The organism is Bartonella sp. W8151, assembly GCF_016100385.1.
Lineage (GTDB): Bacteria > Pseudomonadota > Alphaproteobacteria > Rhizobiales > Rhizobiaceae > Bartonella > Bartonella apis.
The window spans coordinates 59150-77606 of the sequence record NZ_JACFSO010000005.1 but is presented as its reverse complement, the minus strand read 5'-3'; the positions used below and the strand labels follow the sequence as shown (position 1 = coordinate 77606).

Sequence of the window (18457 nt, the reverse complement as noted above, 5' to 3'; positions counted from 1 at the left end):
TTTTGGCAAAAGATGGATTCTGCGAAGTTGAATTTTCGCCTCATACGAGTGGAGATGCAGAACGCATTTCCACTTTTTTGTTGTATCTTAGTTGTTGAATTTGGGTGATTTAACAACCGTGAATTTGTCTTGAACAGGATCGTACCCGATGAAAAAATTGAAACTTTCTGCTTTCTTTCTTTTAGGTGCTGTCGTTTTTGCGGGATGCAGCTCGACCAATAACGTCCTCGATCCTGATGATGTTGCTCAAGGCTCGCACGAGAATATTTCTTCGCTCACTGCCGTTATCAAGGCCAATCCGCGTGACCCAGCAGGCTATAACGTGCGTGGTTCGGCTTATGGGCGCGCCGGCCGTAACAAGGAAGCAATTGCCGACTTTACCTCGGCCATTTCACTTAACCCGAATTTCTATAACGCCTATGCCAATCGTGCTTTGATCTATCGCAATATGGGAAATATGTCGGCTGCAATTGCCGATTATAACCGTGCTTTGGCAATCAATCCGAATTATGACGTTGCATTGATCGGACGCGGAAATGTCTACCGTTTAAGCGGTAAGCTTGATCTTGCCTATAACGATTTCAACAGTGCCATTCAGGCTGGCACAACCGATGGACGTGCTTGGCACAACCGTGCGCTCATCGAACAGGCTCGTGGTGATCAGCAGCAGGCAATCTCGGATTTTGGTGCAGCCATGTCGCGCCAGCCGAATGCACCCGCCCCTTATAACGGACGCGGACTTTCATATGCCGCACTTGGCGACTGGGATAATGCCTTTGATGATTTCAATGCAGCAATACGTCTTGATAGCAACATTGCTGAAAGTTGGTCAAACCAGGCAATGGTTTATGAACATCGCGGCGAGAAGAAGAAAGCCTACGCGTCCTACACAAAGGCAGTCACCCTTGATCCGAATTTCAAGCCGGCTAAGGAAGGACAACGCCGTACGCGCGGGTGATTATCCGACTTCGTTAGCAAGTCCGTCACTGCTGTTCTATTTATGCCCCCAATTCAATCAATCGGTGGGCACATGACAGCCTGTTTGGAAAAATCAAAAAGCCTGAAACAAAAATTTGTTTCAGGCTCTGAATTGATAATGTGTTTTAAAAGAATTTACAGCTTTGAAAAAGCCGCCCCTTCAACGAAGGAGCGGCACCAGAAAAATTGTATTTCCTACATTCTGAAACGGAAAATCGCTGCAAGCGATTGGTTATTGGGAATATCGCTCTTGCGCACTGCAAGCACATGGCCACCATTGGCAAGAACGCGGCTTGCTATCTCGTCCACCACATTATAGGTATCCGGCCCTTCCTTACCGAAAGTAACCGCACCGGTTTTTTCGTCAACAGTGCCGTGAACCATTTCATCCATATCGGCAAGCAGAGTATCAATCTGGCCGAATGTTGCTGCACGTGCAGCAAGTGCAATATCGGTTGTGGTACGCCCCTCGTTCGTCAGATGTTCGAAACGAGAGCGTATATCGGCAACTTGCCGTTCATAATAGCGATCAAGAACCGGACGGGCAAGATCACCGATTTCTGTCGGATTTGCGCGGTCAAGCCCTGCATTCACAATCTCTCCGATCAGGTTGCTGCCGCTATAAACGGAACGGAAAGCATTGATTGCCGCATCACTTCCGGCAACAATCAAAGGAATGTCCGACCGCGTCAAATAACGACGCAAAGCAGAATCAACAAGACGGCAATATTGGGTCAAACGGGCTGCCGTATTGGAACTGATTTTTTCGTTTCCCGTACCGGTTGCGCTATTCATATTTTTCGGCATATCCGGCACCTTGACTTCGAATGGTTCGATATCATTTGCTATTTCAATAAGACGCGCGGTTGATTCAGAAATAACCACGACATGAGCCGTATGGGCAAAAGTAATCGAACGAAGAAGCGGGCTCAGCATAAAACGGTCAGCCACTTCGACAAAAGACTTCAACCGGTTTGCAAGGCGGAAAGTCCATATGTGATCGGGGGTTGCCAAAACTGCAAGACTGCGTGCCTGCTTCAACCAGAATTCCTCATAATCGGAAAGACCGGTCAACAGGTTTTCCATCGCTGACAGACGTCTTTTGTCAGTCAAAGACTGGGATTGCGCCAACGCTTCCTTCACTTGATTTGCATATTCAATTTTACTGGCACCAATTTCGGATGTAATCGGTGTAGTCGGCAAGTATATTGATACACATGCATCAGCTCTCACCTCTCGCAATTTGTTAAAATCCGTCATTGATGGAATATCGACATGCTGCATTGAGAAATCCCTTTCCTCTCTTGTTTACTCAATATTGATATGGGCATTCGATATGTCCAAAAACAAGACAATCAGGATTTTATTTTTCTTAAAAATGCAATAATCCGGATTTTTTTAAAAAATAACTTCTATAATAATGCTTTTAATCACTTTCAAAATCCGCAAACTTTACAGGAACGGAAAAGCGTTTCTTCATAAATCGGGACAATCAACATTCTCTGTTGATTAAAGCCGGCTTTGCCTTCAACAAACCGCAAAATAGAGGTGATAAAATGCCTAATTTCCCCGTTCCGGCTTTTCAAATTACGCGAAGACAGTTCCAAAAGCGGATGCAGTACCAAAACCGAGCACAGTTCAAAAGCGAGAGCCAGATAGATTGATGCCGCCCGCTTAGTCTTTACCCGAAAGCTTAATATGCATATTCCAAAAAGACCGGATCAACCGAACCCCCCCAAACCGAATGGAATTTGGATATCAGTCTTTCCGAATCGCATTTTCCGGTCATTGCCACCTCGAAGAGGGGATCGAGAAAACATGTTTCATCGTCACCATCGGCATTCAATTTTTTACGGTTGGCGAGACCTTTTCGGGAAATATCAAGGGCCTGACGGGCAATTTCCAGAATAGTTGTATTGCGGAAAGGTGTTTTCAACCCTTCAACGGGAACAAGGTTGCGCATAGCAAGAACTTCCTCATAGCCCCAATCTTTTGTCATCTCATAGGCGCTATCGAGTGCCTCTTCATCATAGAGTAAGCCAACCCAGAAAGCCGGCAGTGCACAGATACGACGCCACGGGCCACCATCGGCACCACGCATTTCCAGAAAACGTTTGAGCCGAACTTCCGGAAACAATGTTGAAAGATGGTTGATCCAATCGCCCATATTGGCGCGATAATCGTCAACTTTTCCCTTTAAAGCACCTTCCATGAATTGGCGGAATGTGATGTCGGTGCAATCATGATAATGTCCGTCACGAACAACAAAATACATAGGCACATCAAGGGCCCATGCGGCATAATCGGCAAAACCGAAATTTTCGTTAAAAACAAAAGGCAGAACGCCGGCGCGACGGTTATCGGTATCACGCCATATTTCCGAACGCCATGACATGAAGCCGTTCGGCTTTCCTTCTGTGAATGGCGAAGTGGCAAAAAGTGCTGTGGCAATCGATTGCAATTTCATCGAAACTTGCATTTTACGGCGCATATCTGTTTCCGATGAAAAGTCCAGATTAACCTGAATTGTGCAGGTCCGATACATCATATCAAGACCGTGCTTGCCCACTTTCGGCATATAGTTGGTCATAATATGGTAACGTGACTTGGGCATTTGGGGCGTTTCGTCAAGACGCCATTTGGGGCTACCGCCGAGTCCCAGAAAGCCGATACCAAGAGGTGCTGCAATTTCCTTGACTTGTGCAAGATGGGCATTTACTTCGCGGCAAGTCTGGTGAATTGTTTTGACTGGTGCACCCGAAAGTTCGAATTGCCCACCCGGTTCAAGAGAAATGGCGCCAGCACCCGTCGGCTCTAACAATCCGATAATTTTTCCTTCATCAAGGATCGGTTCCCAGCCGAGCATGGCTTGCATGCCTTCAAGCAAGGCACGAATGCTCCTTTTACCTTCATAGGGGACAGGGCGGTTACCCTCGACAAAAAACGGAAATTTTTCGTGTTCGGTCCCAATTCGCCATTTATCGGAAGTTTTCGCGCCACCCGCAAGATAGTTTACCAGATCATCAAAACCGTTGATTGCTGTTTCATCTTCAATGTCGCGCGCCATAACTCACAATTTCCAATTTTTTGTAATTTATCTTATCTTTTAATCGTTTTCATCACTCTTTCAAGTACCACAATTTCAAGTCCCACTGCCCTCATATCAGAGACCGCTCGTCGTCGCGCCAATCACCCAAAGTTGCATCAATAACTGCAAGGGCCGCAACCGCAGCGGTATCCGCTCGCAAAATTCTGGGTCCCAAGGGGATCGCATGAACAAACGGAAATTGCTTGAGTTGAGAGCGTTCTTCATCACTGAAACCACCTTCCGGCCCGATAAGCACACCAAGTGGAGCTCGCGGCATCTTTTTCAATATTTCAAGCGGATTTTGCGTATCAGCAGCTTCATCACAAAAAATAAGATGCCGTTCCTGCTGCCAATTTTTCAAAAGCTCTCCAAGTGAAACCGGACTGCGGCAAGAACTGATAGAAAGAACACCACATTGTTCACATGCTTCAATGATGTTAGCTTGCATACGCTCTTCGTTCAGCCGCGTCACTTGTGTGAAACGGGTTATAACCGGTTGCAAAACCGATGCCCCCATTTCCACCGCCTTCTGCACCATATAATCAAGGCGGGCGTGTTTAAGCGGCGCAAAACAATAGACGAGATCGGCAGGTGCGGCCTGCCCACGCTCTTTTGAAACGAGCTCCAGCACTACAATTTTCTTTTTGATTTCATAAATTTTTGCACGCCATTCGCCATCTTTTCCATTGAAAAGCAGAAGCTCGCTTCCTTCGTTCATCCGCAGTACATTTTTAAGATAATGCGAACGGGTTTCATCAAGATCCAGTTTCCCGCAGGCTGACAACGGTTCTTCGACAAAAAGTCTCTGTAATTTATAATTGGCGCGCATTGCTTCTCACTTTTCTGCCCGTGCTTTTTTAAAAAAGCTTTTAAAATTTCCGAATGCCCCATCACCCACCAACTTATCCACCCGTCGGGAATTTTTCAAAATGCCGGTCGATAGGGGCTCTTAAGGCCGGTTTTCCAGCCTTTTAAAAAAATCAAGCTCAACAATATAGTGAATGTTTCAAAATTCGTAGTTACTTTTTACATAAAGGTGACTAGAAACTTTAAAAAAATAAAACTAAATATGAGAAGAAACTACCTTCTCTCAACGCTGTCAGATTAGTGATCTCGTAGGAAAGCAGCTTTATTGTGTTATTCCGGACAAAGGGGAATTGTCTTTTTGCCCGCTTATTGTGTTTGTTTGAAAATTTATGACTGTTAGCGTTAAACAACCGACTGTTTGGGATGTTGTCTTTTCCCTGAAAACTTTTGCAGCCGCGGCTTTGGCTCTTTATATCGCCTTTTTATGCGATCTTCCAAACCCTTATTGGACGATGACAGCCGTTTATATCGTTGCCAACCCGCTATCGGGGGCTTTGACTTCCAAAGCATTTTATCGACTTCTTGGAACGGTAATCGGCGGCATGGCAACCGTTATCATGTTGCCCATGCTTATCCCCTCACCCGAGCTTACGACTTTGGGGCTTGCCCTCTGGCTTGGCTGTTGTTTGTTCATCAGCGTATTGGACCGGTCGCCGCGCGCTTACGTCTCGATGCTTGCCGGCTATAGCATCTGCATTATCGGATTTATGATCGTCGACGAGCCGGAAACAGTCTTTGATTATTCGGCAAGTCGTGTGGAAGAAATCGGCGTCGGCATCATTTCTGCCGCGCTAGTTGGCCGCCTTGTTTTTCCCCGTCATGCAGGGCCGGTTCTGGCAGAGCGTATTGATAAATGGCTCAGAAATAGTGCCGATCTTGCAATTATGTACATTAGAGGACAAGGCAAAAGCGAAGACGCATTAAAAAGACGCCAAAAACTGGCAATTGATGCCGTTGATTTGCGCGCCTTTACCACGCATGTCACTTATGACTCTTCGACATTGCCATCCACTGTCAATGCCATGCGCGTTTTGCAAAGCCGCATGGTTTCTTTATTACCGATGGTTGCGAGCTGCAACGATCTTATCAACCGGCGCAACAAATTGATTACAGAGCAATGTGACGGCAAAAGCAACAGCACCAAACTTGACGAATTGATTGAAGAAACCGCTGCCTGGCTTAAAACCCACGAGCCAATGAAGCCGGAAGGCATCGCCCGCATCAAAGCTTTGAGGCAATCCATATTGGATGATATTGGCCGGTCGAAAGTATGGCTTGATCTTGTTTCGCGCAATCTGACATTACGCCTTGTTGATATTATGGAAATCTATTCCGACTGTCTGCATTTGCGTAATGATATCGTCAACGGCACCCAACACAAATTGCGTTGGCACCGTTTCGATTTTCTGGGCGAAGTCCGGTCTATCCACTATGACTTCGGCATTGCCTTTCTTTCAGCCTTTTCTGCAATCCTTGCCATTTTCATTATTGTGACTTTGTGGCGTATGACCGAATGGACACAAGGCGCTACCGCTGCAATGATGACCGGTATTTTTAGTAGCCTTTTTGCGACCAAAGACGATCCTGTTCCGGCAATCCGCGGGATGCTGAAACAAATTCTTTTGGTTCTTGTTATCGCATTTGTCCTGCAATTCGGCATTTTACCACTTGTGGACGGCTATTTGCCGCTCATGCTTTGTTTGGCACTTGTCCTGGTACCGGCCGGCATCATGATGGCCATCCCTTCAAAATTTGCCATGGGCATGACAATGACAGTCAACCTGCCCAATCTGTTATTGCTGCAATCACGATTGAGTGGTGATTTTTATAATTTCATCAATATCAATACAGCAATGATTTTGGGAATTATTGTTGCAGCAGCAACGGCTTCCATCGTACGCTCCGTCGGTGCGGAATGGAGCGCTTTTCGCCTCATCCGTGCAAGCTGGCTTGATATTATCGAAGTTGCCGAAAGGCCGACAAATACCAAAGCCTATAACGAATTGTTACACCGTATGCTTTACCGCTATGGCTTGATTGCGCCACGTTATGCCTTGATCCCGATCCATTCACGCGTTCGCCAGACCGATATTCTCAAAGATGTCCGTGTGGGGCTTGATACAATCGAATTGCAACATTTGAAGGATTCACAAGGGCCAACCAATCGACAAAATCTTGCCAATGTTTTGGAGGAACTGGCGTTCTACTATCGCGTAAAAGTAAATAGCACCGACGTGCCCGAAGGCAAAGAATTGCTGGAAGCAATTGATACAACACTCAACTGGACTCTTGCACTTCCGGATTCGGAAGATCATCAGAAGATCTCGTTTGCATTAACCGGATTGCGGCAAAATTTGTTTGGTGATGCAAAGCCTTACAAAGCGGTCTTGCCTCCGATTTTCAAAGGACATGACTCATGAACCCCGAGGTTGATATTTATGGTGTCTATATTCCGACAATCGGAATTCTGGCGCTTGTCAGCTATTTTTTGAATGTTGCTCTCCAGCGGTTCATCTTGCGCAAAGGGTTGGAACGCTTCATCTGGCACCACGCGCTTTTTGCAGCGGCAACCTATTTCATCATTTTGAGTATTCTTTCTTTCATTGTAACTCGGATTTAACGGATATGAACAAGCTTATAGCCAATTCCGGTCGTATATTTTTCACCCTTGTCATGGCTCTGGTGGCCGGCCTCCTCCTCTGGCAGTTATGGAACTATTACATGAATGACCCGTGGACAAGAGACGGTAAAATAAGTGCCGATGTTGTTCGTGTCGCGCCTGATGTTTCCGGTTTTGTAACCGAGGTCAATGTCGTCGATAACCAACATGTCAAAAAGGGCGATGTTCTTTTCAAGATTGATCAGGCACGTTTTTCTTTAGCTTTTGAAGATGCACAAGCCATGGTTGACAATGCAAAAGCTGCTCACGATCAGGCAAAACGCGATCTCGAGCGTGACCAGAAACTGGATGATAAAACCATCACCCGCCAACAATTGGAGACGGCCGCTATGCAGGAATTGCAAACCGCAGCGACATTGCGCAAGGCAATCGTTCAACTTGATACGGCGAAACTCGATCTTGAACGTTCGACAGTTCGTGCTGCTGTAAATGGTAAACTGACCAATTTTTCTCTGGAACCTGGTGAATATGTTACGCAAGGCAAACCAGTTACCGCGCTTGTCGATACCGATTCGTTTTATGCATCCGGCTATTTTGAAGAAAACAAACTCGACCGCATTCATATCGGCAGTCGTGCAACCATCCACATTATGGGATCAAGCACTGTGTTGACCGGCGTTGTTGAAGGTTTTGCTGCAGGCATCGAAGATCGCGAGCGCACGCAAACCACAAGCCTGCTTGCCAATGTTGCACCGACATTCAACTGGGTTCGCCTTGCACAACGTATACCGGTGCGTATCAAACTTGATCCGGTACCTGACAATATCCACCTTGTTTCGGGACGCACTGTCAGTGTCGCAATCGAAGAAAACAAGAAATAACCGGTTGATTTTCGTCAAAATTTTTTCGTCACCTAAGTGCAACAGATTTAACTTTTTTTTACTTTAATCGGCAAAAACTCCGAATAAAGCGCTGTTCATTCATTGTCGAAAAAGAAACTTCGCTATATGACAACACACAAATTAAAACTTGATAATCACATTTGATCGGAGAGATAAAATGTCAGCCAAGAGAGCCACCTTGGTGACTGTTGCTGCTCTTTTCACATTTATTCTAGTTGCTGCCGGAATTGGTTCGGTCGGTGCCGGAAATAACGAGTTTATGAGCAAAGACGGTTATGGTGTTCATAGCTCGATGCGTTAATATTTGAATTATCTGACCGGATTTCCTTGTCAAACGAAAGCCGGCAGTCATAACTTTAAAAGGGGCCTTCAGGCCCCTTCTTTTTATGATTTCTTCGTCCGTTTCCGATATGCCTATTTGTTCCCGTTTCAATTTACCGGCTGAATTTTGTGGAATCTTCTTTCCGCCGATTGAAGGCGGCTTGCGGAATTTCTTAAATTTTGATTATCCGTTTTGTCGGTAAACAAATCGAACTTCACAAATGTGAAAAGCCCGATTTTTCCTGAATTAAAAAGTCGAATATGGCTGCTTTTGTTATCGCCAAGCATTTTCAAATTCCGCGGGGGCACACTCCTATTACAGTGATCGGAACAAAGCCATCAATTATCGGATTTTAGATAACCATATCACCAATCGGCAACGGCATTCTCATCAAACAAGATTGTAAAAATTGAGGAAATCATTTGGCAATAAAATATAAGCAAGCACGCCAAAAATCGGACATTGGATGTCTAAACAAAAAGCGAAAGCTTGAAACAGCTTCCGCTTTTAAAATTCTGTTTTTCTCAAACCTTTCAGCCTGAATTTTTCATAAGATTCATGCCTGAAATTCGGACGGGTCCGGCCCCATACGTCCATCCAATTTATCAAGCGCGGCAATAGCGTCATGATTTGCCGCGGTAAGCGCAAAATCGAATATATTGAAATTCTCGGCCATACGTTCCGGAGAGCCGGACTTTGGAATTGCAATCGTGCCCATTTCCATATGCCAGCGCAAAATGATTTGTGCGACAGTTTTATGATGTTCATCTGCAATTTTTTTCAGCACAGGATCATCAAAAAATTGGCCGCGTCCGAGAGGTGCCCATGCTTCGGTCAATATATTGTTTTTATCATGGAAAATGCGTAATTGCTTTTGTTGAAAATGCGGATGCAGTTCCACCTGATTGACTGCGGGGGCAACACCTGTTTCCTTGATAAGCCGTTCAAGATCGACAATACGGAAATTGCAAACGCCGATAGACCGGACACGATTTTCCTGTTTGAGTCTGATCAAAGCTTTCCACGTTTCCACAAACAGATCACGCGCTGGCAAGGGCCAATGGATAAGATAAAGATCAACCGCGTTCATGCGGAGCCGCTTTGCACTTTCTTCAAAAGCGCGCATCGTATTGTCATAGCCTTGGTCACTATTCCAGACTTTGGTGGCAATAAAAATATTTTTGCGGTCGATGCCTGAATCGGCAACACCAAGCCCGACACCTTCTTCGTTATCATAAGCTTTGGCTGTATCAATGTGCCGGTAGCCTGTCTTTATTGCCTGTTTAACAGCGTCTCTGGTATCGCGTTCGGGAATTTTAAAAACCCCGAAGCCCAATTGTGGAATGAACAAGCCATCATTCATCTTAAGCAAGGGAACCGATTTATTTTGTGAAAGTTCTGACATCTATTCTCCTTGATTATCCTATGCAATATGAACCACACTCCATCCCGTCAGCGACGTTCATGGATTTTCATTGGAGTAGATCATAATGCATAATCACCTGAATTGACAGTAAGGTAAAAACAGAATTCAAAAACAAAAAGTGATGTGCATCGCATAACTTATTTGAAATATGTTATTCCGATTAAATTCAACAATTAAACGTTAAAATTCAAATCGGAATATTTTGTTTTCCATGACTATTTTTCATCTCGATTAAATTAAGTGAATTTTTATATTTTATAAAAACATCTTCAAAAAATATTCTTTTATATTTTTAATTTTTCAAAAAATTTTAAAATTATGCGTCCTTCAGACTCCTTTAGATATTCAGGTGCTTCGCCTGACATGTCATTTTTGGTTCGCATTTTTTTGGAAAACCGGTTTATTCAGCCGTTGCAACAAAATGCCTTGATCCCTTGGCTTTTCACGATGTTTATATGACGAACAGGTGACAAACGCTGAATCAAATTCCAATTTACCCGCAACGCGTTATTTTGCGGATAGCAACATCAAACCCCGCAAGGAAACATGAAAACTCTTGTTATTTTCCACGTTAATAAGGCTGAAGGTGTAGACAAGTAAAAGCTATGATCACCAATAAAGCACTGAAGCGAAAAAGCGCATACCGGATTATTATTTCGCTGCTCCATATAATCTCTTTGTCCAGTCTTCTATATCGTGATTATCCAACCGCTTTTGGGCAAGAGAGCGCCAGCTTGGTGATAATTCGTTCAATGAAGCAATATGCGACAATTCTTCATAATCGGTTCTGGTCACATAAAAAGCCTTCCATAAACGATAAATCGTCCACTCTTCGTGCAACCGTTCGATAAGTTGAAGCTCGTCTTGCAGAGCTACTTCCCCCTCCTGTAACACACGATAATACCAGCCCGTTCGCCCGCTTTTTTGCGTGCGCACCGACATATCGGTGACACCGAACCTTACATTGAGCCGGAAACAGGGCTGTCTTCCTTGCGAAACTTCTATGATAGCCTTCCCTAGACGATAAACATCCCCGACAGCAATATCTTTCTCGCTCAAACCGGAGGTTGACAGATTTTCCCCGAAGGCAGTCGGCGTATCAAAGACCGCTTTATGCCCAAGCTCGTTTTTCCAGAAAGCATAATGGTCAAAATCATAGTGATGAACGGCCTTTTCCGCTCCACCATGATGTTTCTTGTCTGCCTGTTCGTCACCGATAAAACCGGTTTTGGTAAGAAACAGAGGTAGGTCAACCGGTTTTTTGTCAATCCCGCTTGGCAAGTTTTCTGGTCCTATTGCTTTTATCGGACCAACTGACAGTGCTAAAAGTTTTACCATTTTTTTAAAACCGATAATAATAGGTGCTGGTGGTTAAGCCTCGAAACTGCTTTTAGTCCAGTTTCCTTTCTGACGCATTATTGCGCTGAAGATCGACAATGCCATATGGAAATCGTCTGCCAGACATTGAAAAACCTAACGGTTTGACAAGACTGTTCATCAGACAGGTAACATCGGAGCAAGCTTTGTCGGAGCGTGGCACTTTTTTCAAGACCGCATCAAGTTTAATTTCGTAACCATTGTTTTTATTGTCTTCAGTTTGAATATCTGCCGTTCCTTTGGTCAAAAGTTGCCAATTGCCCATTTGAATGACCGATTTATCGATAACAAGATTTTCATCAGTAATCGTTGTTTCGATATCCCATCTGTCAAAATCCGTCGACGCATCCGCTGAATTTTCAATCTGCGCTTCATCACCGCCGCCTATCGCTGTCCGCAGCTTTTCAATATCATAGCCTTTGATATTGCCCTGCGACATATTCAATGTCAGATGGCCTTGCATTTTGGAAACAACTTCCGACCACCGGCTGAACGGGGCATGCATTGTCAGGATAAGACCGGTTTTTGCATTGACAAAGGAAGGATGACCGAAAGCCTGCGCTATTGATTGGAGGTCGAGAGAATTTCCTGAAACGCGGCCTTCAATGCTGGCTTTATCATTATCGCGACTGATCTGGATATTGGATTGGATGGCTCCGCCAAATGCATTGGCATTGCCGAGATCGAAAATTCCCCGCCCGCTTCTGATCTGTATGGCAGCTGCAAGATTATTGAGGGTTATTGTTCCAAGCCGCGCCTCTGGTGCCGACATGCGGATATCAAGACCAATCAGGTCAAGAACCGAAAGATCAAGAAATTCGTTTTTTTCCTCATCCGGGAAAAATGTTGCAACCAATGTGTCAAGATTGAGCTTGTCAAAAGCAAGTGACCCGCTGATGACAGGCAGGTGATCCTGATAACCGGTGGCGAGTGCGCCGCGGGCATTATCATTTCCTAGTTTGAAATTGACATTGTTAAATTGCATATGACCGGGTTGGGCAGAAAAATCCGATTCCCAGACAACCGGCGCTTTCAATCCTTGACCCAGCACCTGACGGTAACCGAGCCAATCCATGGTCTTGTTCCAGCCCGGAGAACGGGCTGCAATTCGTCCGTCAAAAATATAGCTTTCGGAAAGGCGCCCTTTCCCTTCAAAAGTGATACCGCCGCTTGAAGAATTAAGGCTGGCCCTAAGTTCGCTGGTACCGCCGGAAAAAAATATCAGCGCCTGCATCGCATCAATACGCAAATCGGTTGCTTTTCCGTGCCACATGGCATTGGCACGAAAACTTGCCGCTCTTGTTGATTCCGGCCATTCAAGCACAGCGTTAAGTGCCGTAATTTTTTCTGCCATCCCTCCGAGGTTTTTGCGATAGAGCAGCTCTCCATTGTCAATCACTATCCGCCCGAATGGTTGATTAAGAAGGCGGTTTATATCAGGATGATCAGGATTCTTGTTAACAATTTCGCGGGCTTCACGAACGGCTGCTCCGAAACTACCTTGCGACCTTGAAAGTGCGTCAAAAAAATCGGTAACTGTTTTGACCGGCTCTTCCATAACAAAATGTGGATTGATAATGCGGGTTTGCGAAAATGTGATGTGCCCGAACAAAGCATCAATGAGTGATAAATCGACTTCAATGCGCTCTGCTTCCATAAGTGGTGCTGTATCATCATTTGTCGGCGTGAGTATCACACCGGCCAACGATGCTTTAGGATAAGGGAAAAGATCAAGTTTCGGCGCTTCTCGCAATTGCACATTATAACCCGTCCATGCACTTAAATCCTGTGCAAGGCGGATGCGGATCGCATCGGTCGAAACGAGAGCCGGCAACAGCAGGAAAATCGCCACAACGATAATTCCCAACAGTACAACCAGCGCGCCGACATATTTTATGTTTTTTCTGTGCACCTCGTCCCTTTACCTTTTATTAACCATAAATGATTAAAACCGAATTACATTTCGGCTTCCAGTGAAAGCTTGTTTCTGAAATGCCCTTGTTTAAATTTTTGCCGGGTTTTATTGCCCGGCATTTTTTTAATCGAATTTTATTCCAACAACAATGAAAATGCTGTGAAAGCGTAACTTATGCCCCGCTAGCGCAGAAGACACTTGGCTAAAAAATGCAAAATCGTGTCATTGCGGCGAATACTGTGTCTAGGCAATTCAAAATCCCCCTCGTTTCCCCGTGCACGCGATTTGACTGTTGTAACAGCATAACGATAACCGGCATTTTTTACGATTTTTTGGATGGCTTCATTTTCGTCACCAAAGGGATAGGCAAAAGATATAATGGGCGAGCCAAGTTCTTCTTCAAGTTTTGCCTTGTTTTCGATTATCTGGCGCTCTGCTTCCTCAATCGGAATATCTTTTAAATGCGGATGGTCATTTGTATGGCCACCGACTTCATGCCCATGCGCCGTCCAATCTCTCATTTGGTCGAATGTCATTATCTTGTCGCGCTGTGAACGTTCATTATCCCATGAATTGTCGAGCCCCATACGCGAAGAGACAAAAAAATTGGTTGCACTGAACCCCAATTCATCAAGAACAGGCATAGCATCCTGATAAACAGATAAAAAACCGTCGTCGAAAGTTATCGCCGCCACTTTCCCCTTTTTGCTGCCCCGAATATAAGGCATTGCTTCTTTGAGTGACAATCCTTGAAAGCCGATACGTTTCAGGACATGCATTTGCCTTATAAATTTTTCAACCGTAACATAATTGGAGCGCCCCGGAATACCTGCCTTGGGCGGCGTACCTAAATGATGATAAAGAAGTATGGGAACAGCCATATCAACCTTCCTGACGTTTCGATAGAACCTTTATGCGATGCCGGTAGAGCGGGCGGGCTATTTCTCGATAAAGGCGGGCAAAAAGAGAATGTTTGCTTTTGATCGTCGAGCCGCCAAGTTCGGCAGAAATCTCGCGAACCACAGGAGGTAGAATAACCTCCGGATGGACGCCGGTTTTCCAATATAATTGTTCGGTCGTATCAACCGGACGATCGAATGTGGCTGTCGCATCAAGTAGTTTTCGGGCAGCACTACGGCCCACCAGTTGGGCAACCTGCCCCAAACCGATTTCTGTCGGCCTGATAAGTTTAATATCGCCTTTTTCAGCGATTATTTTTCCTGTTTCGCGCACCCGAAAAGGAAAACGGATGAAACTTTCTTCATTGGCTTCCTCGACAGCAAACCGGAAAACTTCGTCAAATCGCTCGTCCAGAGCAACATCGTCTTCAATGATAAATCCTGCATCCATTCCCTCGTCGACGATTTTTTGCCAGGCGCGTCTATGCGACAAAAAACACGCAATTTCGTTTTTTGACAAAGCAAAGGGATAAAAAGGACGATAAAGCTGTTTTCTGTAAAATTGGAAAATCGTCTTGTCATCAAGGTCAAGACTATCAACAGCTCCTAACACCATTGCAGGACAAGGCAGCATTCTTTCGAGTAATTCAACTTGTATCTGTCGCTCATCCGCACGATCAAGATGGATAATCAGCGCTTTGATGGTTTTCTCTGAACCGTTCATATTCGACCCGAAAGTTTTAAAAACGGGCGGTTAAGGCCCGGCTTCCATACTAGGGACGAATGGAAAGGAAAACAATGTGAATTATACCGCTTGCTCTTAAAATTTGTCATTCAAGGAAATGGCATGTTCCTTCATTGACACGTTCGCGAACCCATCTTTCTTCTGCTGACCAGGCGTGATGTTTCCAACCTTTCCAGGTGAAGCCACATATGTAAATTTCCCACTCGGTCAAATCGTAGTGGTGTAGGAAATCCCAGATTCCGAGATAGCCGGTTGAAGGAAACCATTCCTTCAGCTTTTCGTCTTTAATGCCAATTTCGGCACAGGCATCAAGGTAGAATTGTGCAGATTTTATCAGAATATCCTTACCCGCTTCACCGAGGACTTTAATTGCCTGCTTTGTCCAATCGACCCGACGATGTTTGAATAATTGCGACAGCAAACGCGGACGGGAAAAATAAGTTTTCATGATATAAGGATGGTAGACAAATGTAATCAATTCTGCCTGTTTGAAAAACTTGCATTCAAGGAAAGTCGGGTCTTCCAGCTTTTCCTGCATCGGTTTGCCAGAATTACACATCATCAAACAACTTGTCTTCGAACCGCTCCAACCATCAAGCAAACGTGGCTGATTGAAGCGTAAAACATAGTCGGCACTGTCTATTTCTCGAGAAAGATCTCGCGGTAAATCGGCATTTCCTACAACAATAAACCGTCGTTTTTGAGTTTTCATACGCCTGATCCCAATTATGACGTTTTCGCCCGTTCTTTTTTAGTGCATTGATATCAATGCTTATAGTGACCGTTTTTCATGGAAAGAACAAAGGATTACGGCATTTTTATTAAAAGAAAAACAAAATAATAACAGCTTTTCTAAAAAATTTTTAAAAGCAACTTCCCGATATTTGTAATTAAACAGCCCTCCTTTTGTCGAATTTTCGTACAAACTTCGTTCGAGCATATTGATCACGGCGTGCCGTGATATTGCCGTGATAGACGCAACCATTCACGAGCTGCATAGGAAAGGTGATTGTTACTGCGCCAGATCAATGCCATATGCCATTCGATCGCTGTATCGGTGATTTCGACGGTTTTAACATTTTTGACATTGCGTTTTTCTGCAATCATCCTTGGCAAAAACCCCACTCCCATACCGGCTGCAACAAGGCCGAACAAAAAGTCGATCTGGCTCGAGCGTGCCGAGACCACCGGCTCCAGCCCCTTTTCGTGAAATGCCTCCATCACAAGCGGCGTTAAAGCAAACTGGCTTGCGAAAAGCACAAACGGATATTCGGCAAGCTCTTTGGCTGTGATTTTTTTACGATCTCCTGCAAGGCTTGCAGGCATTAACGCAACAACCGGATCGTTACGCACGTCCTGATAATCGAAACCACTTGCAATCGGCACCAGAGAACCCGCAAGTTCGATTTCTCCTGTCCGCACCAGTTCCTCCAATTTTTTACTTCCGTGTTCAACAATATTGATGTCGATTTGCGGGTGTGAAGACGTATAGCGCGCAAGAACCGGAGCAAAAAGCTCCGAACTGCCAATCGGCGGAAGTCCGATTTTCAACACACCGCGTTTCAAGCCCTTCAATTCGGCAATCTCGCGTTCTATCGCCGTTTCTTCGGCAAGTATCCGCTGGGCATGCCGAAAGACATATTCACCCGCAGCCGTAAGTTGCATTTTTCCCTTGTTGCGATTGATTAATTTGGTTCCATACTGGTTTTCAAGCTGGGCCAAAGATTTGCTAATTGTTGATTGAGTGGCATTCAAAACTTTCGCCGCAGCGGAAAAGCCGTTTTGCCGAATAATTTCTATAAAAGCTTCAAGGGTTCTGATCTGCATGACTATGCTATATAGGAATAGTTAACATGAATTCAATTCATTTTACGAATGGCACTTCATCACTTATCTAACGCTCCGTCAGGAGTACAAAATGATACATCGTCTAGCAATTCAAACGCGCCATCTTTTTCATCACAACATATTTGCCCAGATCGGGCTCATTTGCGTGTTCTGGGTTATTGGCGAAATTATTACCTGGGCATTTAACCTACCGATTCCGGGGGCAATTATCGGCATGGTGCTGGCACTCGTTGCACTGGCTAGCGGGAAACTTAGCATATTAAGCATGAAACGTGCTGCCGATTGGCTTATTGCCGAAATGCTTTTGTTTTTCGTTCCGGCTGTTCTGGCTCTTCTCAATCACAAAGAATTTATCGGATTATTAGGTATCAAAATTCTGGTCGTTATTTTGGGCGGTACCTTTGTTGTTATGAGCATTACCGCCTTGACCATAGACCTTTGTTACCGTTGGATGTTAATGCGCCATGTCAAACATTGAAACCGACCTTGAACGCTATATGGCGGATATCGAGCTTTATACGAGTCCGGTTTTCAAAACTGTTTTCTGGTCACTCGTTACAATTCTCCTCTATATGGCGGCTAAAGCTTTTTACCGTCGTTTTTCTTACTGGTGGCTGACACCATTGGCAGTAACGCCACTGCTGCTGATGATTGTTGTTGTTCTGCTTAAAGGCGATTACGCCCACTACATTAAAGCAACGCATTGGTTGGTTGCAATTCTGGGGCCGGTTACCGTTGCCTTTGCAGTTCCGATCTGGCAGCAACGCCGCATCATTGCCAGAAACTGGTTCATTCTCGCTATTGGCATTATCGTCGGTTCTTTTGCCTCGATGATGTCGGCATGGGGACTTGCAACACTTATGCAATTGGACCCTGCTTTGCGGCTAAGTTTGATGCCGCGCTCGATCAGTACACCTTTTGCCATGGAAGTTTCGGGCGACATTGGCGGCATTCCGGATTTGACAGCAGTATTTGTTGTGTTGACCGGCGTTCTCGGAGCAGCGTTAGGCGAGGTTATTGTCAAATATTTGCCGCTGCGCTCTTCAATTGCTCGCGGTGCCCTTTTCGGCATGGGCGCGCATGGTGCAGGTGTCGCCCGCGCCCACCAGATGGGACGCGAGGAAGGTTCGATTGCCGGCCTCGTTATGGTGATGGTCGGTATTGTCAACGTCTTGTTGGCACCGATTCTCGGGTGGCTTTTGAAATAGAACAAAAGATATGCGGTTCTTTATAAAAATCGCATATCTTCGTTTGTTGAGTGATATTCGTTTTCACACAAACCTCCCATAACGCCAATTGTCATTAAAAATAGCCGTTGCTGTCTTCCTATTCAGCCTTTGCTGTATTTCTATCGGGCCAGCAAGGTTTGTTCCTTTCAAATCAATTCCGGAGATTTTTCCGTATAAAAAACGGATTTTTTGCTCCTTTAAAATTTGACCACTCTTTCAAATTGCAACCGGTGCCCTTTAT

At 45.0% G+C, this 18457-nt stretch carries 17 protein-coding genes; 7 read left to right on the top strand and 10 right to left on the bottom strand.

Translation table 11 applies throughout. The features are described from left to right. Nucleotides 1-148: 148 nt before the first annotated feature. Nucleotides 149-958 (top strand): tetratricopeptide repeat protein, encoded by an 810-nt coding sequence (locus H3V14_RS10445; protein WP_075869213.1) that lies wholly within the window; start codon nt 149-151, stop codon nt 956-958. Between the two features lie 215 nt (nt 959-1173). On the opposite strand, the gene H3V14_RS10440 is transcribed toward H3V14_RS10445, so the two are convergent. From H3V14_RS10440 to H3V14_RS10430, 3 genes are all read right to left on the bottom strand, one after another. Further along, nucleotides 1174-2262, bottom strand: coding sequence for a hypothetical protein (locus tag H3V14_RS10440; RefSeq protein WP_198228492.1), 1089 nt, complete (start codon nt 2260-2262; stop codon nt 1174-1176). A 409-nt stretch (nt 2263-2671) separates the two neighbouring features. Next, nucleotides 2672-4045, bottom strand: a complete 1374-nt coding sequence (locus tag H3V14_RS10435; RefSeq protein ID WP_198228490.1) for a glutamate--cysteine ligase — start codon at nt 4043-4045, stop codon at nt 2672-2674. Nucleotides 4046-4136: 91 nt separating this feature from the next. Then, nucleotides 4137-4895, bottom strand: coding sequence for a 16S rRNA (uracil(1498)-N(3))-methyltransferase (locus H3V14_RS10430; protein WP_198228488.1), 759 nt, complete (start codon nt 4893-4895; stop codon nt 4137-4139). Nucleotides 4896-5262: 367 nt separating this feature from the next. On the opposite strand from H3V14_RS10430, the gene H3V14_RS10425 reads away from it, so the two are divergent. The 4 genes from H3V14_RS10425 to H3V14_RS10410 all read left to right on the top strand — a co-directional run bounded on the left by H3V14_RS10425 (nt 5263) and on the right by H3V14_RS10410 (nt 8756). Further along, nucleotides 5263-7353 carry an FUSC family protein gene (locus H3V14_RS10425; protein WP_198228486.1) on the top strand — a complete coding sequence of 697 codons (2091 nt, stop codon included), beginning with the start codon at nt 5263-5265 and terminating at the stop codon, nt 7351-7353. Next, complete coding sequence (locus H3V14_RS10420) at nt 7350-7553, top strand: DUF1656 domain-containing protein (RefSeq protein WP_075869218.1); 204 nt, start codon at nt 7350-7352, stop codon at nt 7551-7553. The genes H3V14_RS10425 and H3V14_RS10420 overlap by 4 nt, the downstream gene beginning before the upstream one ends. Before the next feature lie 5 nt (nt 7554-7558). Then, nucleotides 7559-8434, top strand: a complete 876-nt coding sequence (locus H3V14_RS10415) for an HlyD family secretion protein (protein ID WP_075915034.1) — start codon at nt 7559-7561, stop codon at nt 8432-8434. A 178-nt stretch (nt 8435-8612) separates the two neighbouring features. Next, a complete protein-coding gene (locus H3V14_RS10410) occupies nt 8613-8756 on the top strand; it encodes a hypothetical protein (protein ID WP_178391758.1) in 144 nt (47 codons plus the stop codon). Between the two features lie 577 nt (nt 8757-9333). Here the strand turns inward: H3V14_RS10410 and H3V14_RS10405 are convergent. The 7 genes from H3V14_RS10405 to H3V14_RS10375 form a co-directional block, all read right to left on the bottom strand. Further along, nucleotides 9334-10182, bottom strand: a complete 849-nt coding sequence (locus H3V14_RS10405) for an aldo/keto reductase (protein ID WP_198228484.1) — start codon at nt 10180-10182, stop codon at nt 9334-9336. Between the two features lie 672 nt (nt 10183-10854). Beyond that, nucleotides 10855-11541, bottom strand: a complete 687-nt coding sequence (locus H3V14_RS10400; protein ID WP_198228481.1) for an MOSC domain-containing protein — start codon at nt 11539-11541, stop codon at nt 10855-10857. Between the two features lie 52 nt (nt 11542-11593). Beyond that, nucleotides 11594-13492 carry an AsmA family protein gene (locus tag H3V14_RS11015; RefSeq protein WP_198228479.1) on the bottom strand — a complete coding sequence of 633 codons (1899 nt, stop codon included), beginning with the start codon at nt 13490-13492 and terminating at the stop codon, nt 11594-11596. 185 nt (nt 13493-13677) lie between these two features. Further along, complete coding sequence (locus H3V14_RS10390) at nt 13678-14376, bottom strand: polysaccharide deacetylase family protein (RefSeq protein ID WP_198228477.1); 699 nt, start codon at nt 14374-14376, stop codon at nt 13678-13680. Nucleotide 14377: 1 nt separating this feature from the next. Continuing rightward, entirely contained in the window at nt 14378-15118 is a 741-nt protein-coding gene (locus tag H3V14_RS10385) for a glycosyltransferase family 25 protein (RefSeq protein ID WP_198228475.1), read from the bottom strand. 106 nt (nt 15119-15224) lie between these two features. Beyond that, nucleotides 15225-15851, bottom strand: a complete 627-nt coding sequence (locus tag H3V14_RS10380) for a glycosyltransferase family 29 protein (protein WP_198228473.1) — start codon at nt 15849-15851, stop codon at nt 15225-15227. 233 nt (nt 15852-16084) lie between these two features. Beyond that, a complete protein-coding gene (locus tag H3V14_RS10375) occupies nt 16085-16966 on the bottom strand; it encodes a LysR family transcriptional regulator (RefSeq protein ID WP_198228471.1) in 882 nt (293 codons plus the stop codon). 91 nt (nt 16967-17057) lie between these two features. Here H3V14_RS10375 and H3V14_RS10370 point away from each other — a divergent pair, with 91 nt between their 5' ends. Together H3V14_RS10370 and H3V14_RS10365 are read left to right on the top strand one after the other, a co-directional pair. Beyond that, nucleotides 17058-17465, top strand: a complete 408-nt coding sequence (locus H3V14_RS10370; protein WP_198214596.1) for a CidA/LrgA family protein — start codon at nt 17058-17060, stop codon at nt 17463-17465. Between the two features lie 19 nt (nt 17466-17484). Continuing rightward, nucleotides 17485-18195 carry an LrgB family protein gene (locus H3V14_RS10365; RefSeq protein ID WP_075869873.1) on the top strand — a complete coding sequence of 237 codons (711 nt, stop codon included), beginning with the start codon at nt 17485-17487 and terminating at the stop codon, nt 18193-18195. The last annotated feature ends 262 nt before the right edge of the window (nt 18196-18457 follow it).

What these genes read in the sequence shown, in the direction of transcription:
- H3V14_RS10385 (WP_198228475.1), bottom strand. Translation starts at nt 15,118, where the DNA reads ATGAACGGTTCAGAGAAAACCATCAAAGCGCTGATTATCCATCTTGAT.
- H3V14_RS10445 (WP_075869213.1), top strand. Translation starts at nt 149, where the DNA reads ATGAAAAAATTGAAACTTTCTGCTTTCTTTCTTTTAGGTGCTGTCGTT.
- H3V14_RS10365 (WP_075869873.1), top strand. Translation starts at nt 17,485, where the DNA reads ATGGCGGATATCGAGCTTTATACGAGTCCGGTTTTCAAAACTGTTTTC.
- H3V14_RS10440 (WP_198228492.1), bottom strand. Translation starts at nt 2,262, where the DNA reads ATGCAGCATGTCGATATTCCATCAATGACGGATTTTAACAAATTGCGA.
- H3V14_RS10370 (WP_198214596.1), top strand. Translation starts at nt 17,058, where the DNA reads ATGATACATCGTCTAGCAATTCAAACGCGCCATCTTTTTCATCACAAC.
- H3V14_RS10375 (WP_198228471.1), bottom strand. Translation starts at nt 16,966, where the DNA reads ATGCAGATCAGAACCCTTGAAGCTTTTATAGAAATTATTCGGCAAAAC.
- H3V14_RS10400 (WP_198228481.1), bottom strand. Translation starts at nt 11,541, where the DNA reads ATGGTAAAACTTTTAGCACTGTCAGTTGGTCCGATAAAAGCAATAGGA.
- H3V14_RS10405 (WP_198228484.1), bottom strand. Translation starts at nt 10,182, where the DNA reads ATGTCAGAACTTTCACAAAATAAATCGGTTCCCTTGCTTAAGATGAAT.
- H3V14_RS10425 (WP_198228486.1), top strand. Translation starts at nt 5,263, where the DNA reads ATGACTGTTAGCGTTAAACAACCGACTGTTTGGGATGTTGTCTTTTCC.
- H3V14_RS10420 (WP_075869218.1), top strand. Translation starts at nt 7,350, where the DNA reads ATGAACCCCGAGGTTGATATTTATGGTGTCTATATTCCGACAATCGGA.
- H3V14_RS10430 (WP_198228488.1), bottom strand. Translation starts at nt 4,895, where the DNA reads ATGCGCGCCAATTATAAATTACAGAGACTTTTTGTCGAAGAACCGTTG.
- H3V14_RS10415 (WP_075915034.1), top strand. Translation starts at nt 7,559, where the DNA reads ATGAACAAGCTTATAGCCAATTCCGGTCGTATATTTTTCACCCTTGTC.
- H3V14_RS10410 (WP_178391758.1), top strand. Translation starts at nt 8,613, where the DNA reads ATGTCAGCCAAGAGAGCCACCTTGGTGACTGTTGCTGCTCTTTTCACA.
- H3V14_RS10390 (WP_198228477.1), bottom strand. Translation starts at nt 14,376, where the DNA reads ATGGCTGTTCCCATACTTCTTTATCATCATTTAGGTACGCCGCCCAAG.
- H3V14_RS10435 (WP_198228490.1), bottom strand. Translation starts at nt 4,045, where the DNA reads ATGGCGCGCGACATTGAAGATGAAACAGCAATCAACGGTTTTGATGAT.
- H3V14_RS10380 (WP_198228473.1), bottom strand. Translation starts at nt 15,851, where the DNA reads ATGAAAACTCAAAAACGACGGTTTATTGTTGTAGGAAATGCCGATTTA.